Annotated in this window: 4 protein-coding genes and 1 pseudogene; 2 read left to right on the top strand and 3 right to left on the bottom strand. The window is 68.7% G+C overall.

What is annotated here, in order from left to right; translation table 11 throughout:
* A pseudogene (locus tag O3W51_RS01400) lies at positions 1-327 on the top strand (hypothetical protein); the annotation flags it as partial.
* A gap of 409 nt (positions 328-736) precedes the next feature.
* On the opposite strand, the gene O3W51_RS01395 reads toward O3W51_RS01400, so the two are convergent.
* Entirely contained in the window at positions 737-1,303 is a 567-nt protein-coding gene (locus O3W51_RS01395; RefSeq protein WP_244809310.1) for a GNAT family N-acetyltransferase, read from the bottom strand.
* Between the two features lie 184 nt (positions 1,304-1,487).
* Here O3W51_RS01395 and O3W51_RS01390 point away from each other — a divergent pair, with 184 nt between their 5' ends.
* Complete coding sequence (locus tag O3W51_RS01390; protein ID WP_269283031.1) at positions 1,488-4,370, top strand: PKD domain-containing protein; 2,883 nt, start codon at positions 1,488-1,490, stop codon at positions 4,368-4,370.
* A gap of 96 nt (positions 4,371-4,466) precedes the next feature.
* Here the strand turns inward: O3W51_RS01390 and O3W51_RS01385 are convergent, their stop codons facing one another.
* Both O3W51_RS01385 and O3W51_RS01380 read right to left on the bottom strand, forming a co-directional pair.
* Positions 4,467-4,856, bottom strand: coding sequence for a hypothetical protein (locus tag O3W51_RS01385; protein ID WP_164294626.1), 390 nt, complete (start codon positions 4,854-4,856; stop codon positions 4,467-4,469).
* 320 nt (positions 4,857-5,176) lie between these two features.
* Positions 5,177-6,094, bottom strand: a complete 918-nt coding sequence (locus tag O3W51_RS01380) for a MurR/RpiR family transcriptional regulator (RefSeq protein WP_138351312.1) — start codon at positions 6,092-6,094, stop codon at positions 5,177-5,179.
* Positions 6,095-6,098 lie beyond the last annotated feature (4 nt).

Genomic DNA, 6,098 nt, shown 5'->3' with positions numbered 1-6,098 from the left:
GAACAGACCCGCGATCCGAGCAAAGAAGTCCTCGAACCACGCCGCCCAGACCTCAACGTCCCGCTGCGTCTCCACGCCCTGACCAACGACTCACCCGATCAGCAGGCACGAACCGCCCCTGTAGTACAGGTGAACAAGCTGAGCCGGGCAACAGTGCCCACGGAGGACGATATCGATCCAGGGGCATTCCGGCTTGCCGTCCTCTACCTGATCCACCGCATCTACGTCGGCGGACCCTCGCTACCCCTGGAGGAACAGGTCCGAATCGTTTGGCGCGTCCCGGAGCCGGGACGCGGACCTTCTGCATCCATGTCACAGGCCCGGTAGATACGAGGCCAGGCGCCCTCGTAGACGTGCCCCAAAGCAAAGGACATGTGTCCAGACCGTCGCGAGGGCAGAACTGCCTGGCTTCGATGCTGTTGGCCGCACCGCTGGGGCCGTGCCAGAACGTCCCAGTAGGGCCGGTAAAGGGCGGTCAAGACAGGTGCCGAAACAGCACTCAGTTCAAGCGCGCACCAGTCTGCTCCCGCAGGTCAGCGAACATACTGATGTCCAAGTGTCGAGTGATTCCCAAGCTCAGAGCGCGGGTTCGATTCCCGTCACTCGCTCCATTCAAAGCCCCAGGCCTCACGGCCCGGGGCTTCTTTGTTGTACGGACACGTTGTCAGCGGACACGTTGTTATTGGATGCCTTGTTATGCGGCCGCGTGCGATCGTGCCCGGTCCTGAATTCCCTGTCATTCCCGACTGCCGTTAACGGGCGGGGCAGGGCGGTGCAGCCGCCAGACCACTTCTATCCCGCTGCCGGCGGGAGCTGCGGGCGGTGTTGCCTGTTCGCGGCGGACTTCGGTGAAGCCCAACCGGCGCGGGATGGCGGCGCTCGAGGTGTTGGCCAGGTCGTGGGTGATCTCCAGGTATTCGACGTCCGGCAGGGTGAACATCTCGGTGACGATGGCGGTGGCCGCTCTGGTGGCGATGCCCTGGCCGGTGGCCGCAGGGTGCAGCCAGTACCCGATGCGTCGGCCCTGGGGTTCGGCTCCGCGGTAGGTCTGGCACATGCCGATGAGGGTGCCGTCCTGGGCGATGGCGTAGTTGTACACGTCACCGCTCGCCCACTTCGACTCGGACTTCGCGAGGAAGTCGCGGGTGCTCTCCTCGCTGTGCCGGGTGACCCACGCCTCCCAGGGGCGCAGGTGGTCCACGGACTCCTCGATCAACGTGAACGCCGCAGCGAAGTCGCGCTGTCCCCGCCAGCTTCGCAGGACGAAGTCTCCGCACTCGATGATCTGCCTCGGTCGCTCCATGACGGCCATGGTTGTTCGCAGAACGGCTCCCTGCAATGGGATGGGGACCGGGATCGGGGTCGGGAACGGGGTCGGGAACGGGAGCGACCGCCCGGGGCAGGACCTTCCGCAGAGGCGCAGTACTATCCGGCGAGCCTCTGTGAATCAGCGTTCTGGTGGGTCCTGGGTAAGCGGTGGGGGATTTATGCGCGTTATGCGCTATCGGCGTCAAATTGTCGTATCCACGGCCGCGCTGCTGAGCAGCGGTGGTCTGTTCCCGCTGTCCGCGCTGGCGGATGAGCCGGTCGCCAATCTGTACGTGAGTCCCACGCATTGCAGCGACACCGGGGTGGGGACGCAGGCACTCCCGTTCTGCACCGTTCAGGCGGCGGCAGATGTCGTGAATCCCGGGCAGACCGTCACTATCGGCGTGGGTAGGTACACCGGCTCGGTCACCATCACCCGCTCGGGCACACCGACGGCGCCCATCACCTTCAAGAGCCCCGCCTTCACCAGTCACACCAGAACCACCAACCCCATTCTTTGGCGGCCTGACAACAGCACCGCGGCCGCGGTGACGGTGTCCGGAGCACACGACATCCGCATTGCCGGGATCATCGTCGAGCACGCACGCGGTGACGGCCTTGCCGTGGTGGGCTCCACCCGCATCGCCCTCGACACGAACGCTGTCGGGCAGGTGTGGGAGACCGCCCCCGAGACCCCGGACGGGATCTCCGTCGACCACACCTCGTCCGACGTGTCGATCACCAGGAACGAAACGCGGGGGAGCCTCGGACACGGCGTGTCCATCGCCTCCGGGGCAGAGCGCGTCACCGTCGCATCCAACCTGCTCAGCACCGACCAAGCCGGTGGGATAGGCGCGACCGATGTCTCCGGGCTCACGGTGACCGGTAACACCATCATCGCCGGCAGTTGCTCCCCCGGCCTGTCTATTACCGGGACGTCGTCCGGGACGGTGGAGAACAACGCGGTGAAGGCGATGGCACCGTCCGGAACACCGCCGTGCACAGCGGCCCCGCTGATCACGGTCGCGACCTCCTCGACGAACACCGTGAAGACGGCCTACAACGCGCTCGCCGCCGCGGCTCCCCGTTTCGACTACACCTGGGGCGGCACCGACTACACCAAGGCGGCGGACCTAGCGGCCGCCGTACCCGGCCAGGCCGGCCAGGACCTCGACGTACCCGCAACCGACATCTCCACCTCTGCGCAGCCGGAGGGGTCCCCGCTGATCGACTCGGGTGACTCCCACGCCCCGGGCGTGACCAGTACGGACTGCTCCGGGCACCCTCAGCCCGTCGACGACCCGAACACGGCGAACACGGGTACCGGGGCCGGGGCCATGGACCGGGGAGCCTTCGAGCGTCAGAGCACTCTGACCCTGGCTCCGTCGTACAGCCCCGCCTCGGCGGCCGGCACCGTACCGTTCACCCTCGCCGTCACCGCCGCCCCGACCGACAGCTGGGGCGAAACGGTCAGCACGGTCGTGGACTTCGGCGACGGCGGCGGCCCCGTGGCGGTCAGCGGCGGCGTGGCCTCGCACGTCTACCCCACCCCCGGCATCTACACGGCGCGCACGACGGCGACCAACACCGACGGCCTGGCCGTGACCAGAACGACGCAGGTGAAGGCAGCGACGGTTGACGCTCCGCAGGTGGTACTCACCGCTGCTCCGCTGATCTCCGCGCCCCCGCAGAATACGGTCACTCCCGGCATGGCCGCCTTCACCACCACCGCCGGAGCCGACACCTGGCAACTCCAGAGCGGGACGCTCACCTTCGGTGACGGCACGTCGGCCGAGCTGTCCACCTCTGCTCCCACGCACCACATCTACCCCCACGCAGGCACCTACACCGCGACGGTCACCGCCAACGACCTGCTCGGGCGGACGTCGACCGCCTCGGCCACGATCACTGTCGGCAACGAGATCCTTCCCCTGACCCCGAAGCGGATCTACGACAGTCGCTACGGGAGCAGGGTCCCGGCCCATGGGACCGTCCAGTTGTCGAGGGCCCAACTGCACGCCGACTCCACCGGTGTGCAAGCCGCCTGTCTCACGGTGACGGTCACCAACACGAAAGCCGGTGGCTTCCTCACCGTCTATCCGGACGGCACAGCCCGGCCGAGCGTCTCCCTGCTCAACTTCGGCCCCGGGCAGACCGTTCCGAACATCATGATGGCCGTCCCCGGCGAGGACGGCCTGGTCGACTTCTACAACGGCAGCAGCGCCCCGGTCGACCTGATCATCGACTCCTTCGGTGTTGAGGTCGGCGGCGACCCGGCCAGCCGGAGCTCCCAGATCGGCGTCACCTACTCCGCCGCCGGCCCCGCCCGGGTCCTGGACACCCGCGACGGCACCGGCGCGCCGAAAGCCCCTGTGGCACCGCACGGTGGGGTGGTCCTGACCGTCGCCGGGCGCAAGGGGGTGCCGTCGGACGCTTCGGCGGTACTGCTCAACGTGGCCACGACCGACACCAAGGCGGGGGGCTTTCTGACCGCCTACGGTCACGGTGACGACAACCCCGGGACCTCGAACTCCAACTGGACCCCGGGGCAGACCGTGTCCAACCTGGTCCTCGTCCCCGTCAAGGACGGCAAGGTCGTGCTCTACAACGGGAGCGGTGGAACCGTGAGTTTCGTCGCCGACGTGGTCGGTTACTACGACTACCCGGGCACCGCCTCGGTCGTCGTGCCGACCTCGCTGACCAGGGTCCTCGACACCCGCACCGGAACCGGTACCGGCGGCGGTGCCGCGAAGCTCGGTCCCCACCAGACCGTCCGACTGCAGATCGCCAATCGCAACGGGGTGCCGGCCACCGGTATGACGGCGGCGGAACTGAACATGACCGTCACGAACAACGTCGGCGGCGGCTTCATCACCGCCTATCCCGCCGGGACGGCTCGGCCCACCGCATCCAACATCAACTTCAGCGCCGGACAGACCGTGGCCAACGCCTCGGTCATGCCCACCGGCACGGACGGCGCGATCGAGTTCTACAACGGCAGCAGTTCCCCGGTCGATCTGGTCGTCGACCTCTCGGGCTACTACTACGGCTACACCCGGTAGCCGGAACCCGCCCGCCCTCGGGCCCGGCGCACCGCAGGAGCGGTGGCCGGGCCCGAGGGCTCGGTCCGTCCCCTGGTGGGGACTCCCTGGGAACGGTCAGCGGCGGCGTGGGGCCGTGGCGGTGGTCGCCACCAGGGCGTCGGTGACGAGGCGGACGCCGCGGGCGAGGCGGCTCAGCTGTTCCAGCTCGACGGCGTAGAGGCGGATCGTGTTCTCGATGACGGCCTCGACCATGCCCATGGTGGGCAGCTCGGCCCGGCTGGTGGTCATCGCCACCTGGACCGCGCGCATCTCGTACTGCAGCTGGAGCTGTGCGTGGCGGGCGAGGAGGGCCGGGTGGCGGGTGAGCGTGGAGTATCCGGCGTAGCGGGCCGGCAGCAGGTCACGCAGCCAGCGGGTGGCGGTGCGTTCCCAGTCGGGGTTCCCGGGGGATTTGACCTGGCAGGGCCAGTCCGGGCTGAGCGTGGTGAGGGTCGTCTGGGACATTCTCGTCGCTTCCGAAGAGTGCCGAACTCTGATCAAGAGGTTTGTTGGCTGCCTCGGCCCAGGGGTTGACCGAGGCTGCCGTGGGCGCTCCGCGGGATGCGAGCGCCCGGTGTGAACACCCCGGGCGCGCCACGAGGAGGGAGCGTCGGCCCGGGTGTTCCGTCGGGAGGGCGGGTCACGCTCTCCAATGGCGTCCGGTGGGCCCAGGCGCCGATTGCAGTAAACATATATACCGTCGAGTACGCAAGGGTATGAAAAAATTCATACATTCCGGGCAAGGCGGAGCCGGGCGGACGGTGAAAACGGTTTCCAGAGGGTTCTCAGAGGAAGAAACCGTGCTGATCGGCGACCTGCTCGTACCCCTCGAGCCGCGCCTGCGTCCGCTCCGGATCGGCGTCGGCCATGGCCTGCAGCAGGGCCGCGGACAGCATGCCCGGGGCCGCGTACGAGTCGAAGACCAGCCGCGAGCCGGTTCCTGCGGTCAGGACGACGTCCGCCTCGTCCACCAGCGGGCCCAGGGTGAGATCCGTGATCAGCGCGATGCGCAGTCCGGCGCTGCGGGCGGCCCGCAGCGCGGCCAGGGTCTCCTTGGCGTGCCGGGGCATGGCGAACGCCAGCACCCACGCCCCGCCGGCCGCCCGGGACTGCAGCAGCGCGTCGAAGGCGACGCTGCCGCCGCGGGTCACCACCCGCACATCGGGGTGGATCCGGCGGGCGGCATAGGCGAAGTACTCCACGAGCGGCGCCGAGATCCGCAGGCCGAGAACCGTCAGGGGCACGGAATGGGCCAGCTCACGGCCGATGTCCAGCACCTGGTCGGTGTCGGCGAGCAGCCGCCGCACGTTCTCCAGGTTCTCGATCTCCGCGTCGACCGCCGCCTGCAGCTCGTTGCGGCGGACCTGCTCCCGGCTCTCCGGCGACCCCGCGACCGCGCTCAGCGCGATCGGCTGCAGCACGTCCCGCAGGGCGGGATAGCCGCTGAAGCCGAGGGAGGCGGCGAAACGGGTCACGGACGGCTGGCTGACGCCCACCCGCTCGGCGAGCTCCGTGATCGAGAGGAAGGCGGCCTCGGTGAGGTGGTCGATCAGGTACTGGGCGATACGGCGCTGCCCGGGGGACAGGCGATGGCCGTTGAACAGGGCGTGGACGCGGTCCGCGGGGGCACGCTCCAGCTCCAGGGGCTGCCCACCCGGGGTGATCGCAGCCGCCTGTGCCCGTGCCTGCTGCCCCGATGGCACCGGT

The organism is Streptomyces sp. H39-C1 (assembly GCF_027158125.1).
GTDB classification, from domain to species: Bacteria; Actinomycetota; Actinomycetes; order Streptomycetales; family Streptomycetaceae; genus Actinacidiphila; species Actinacidiphila fildesensis.
Note: the sequence above shows the minus strand (reverse complement) of the source record. Positions and strands in the feature narration are given on the sequence as shown.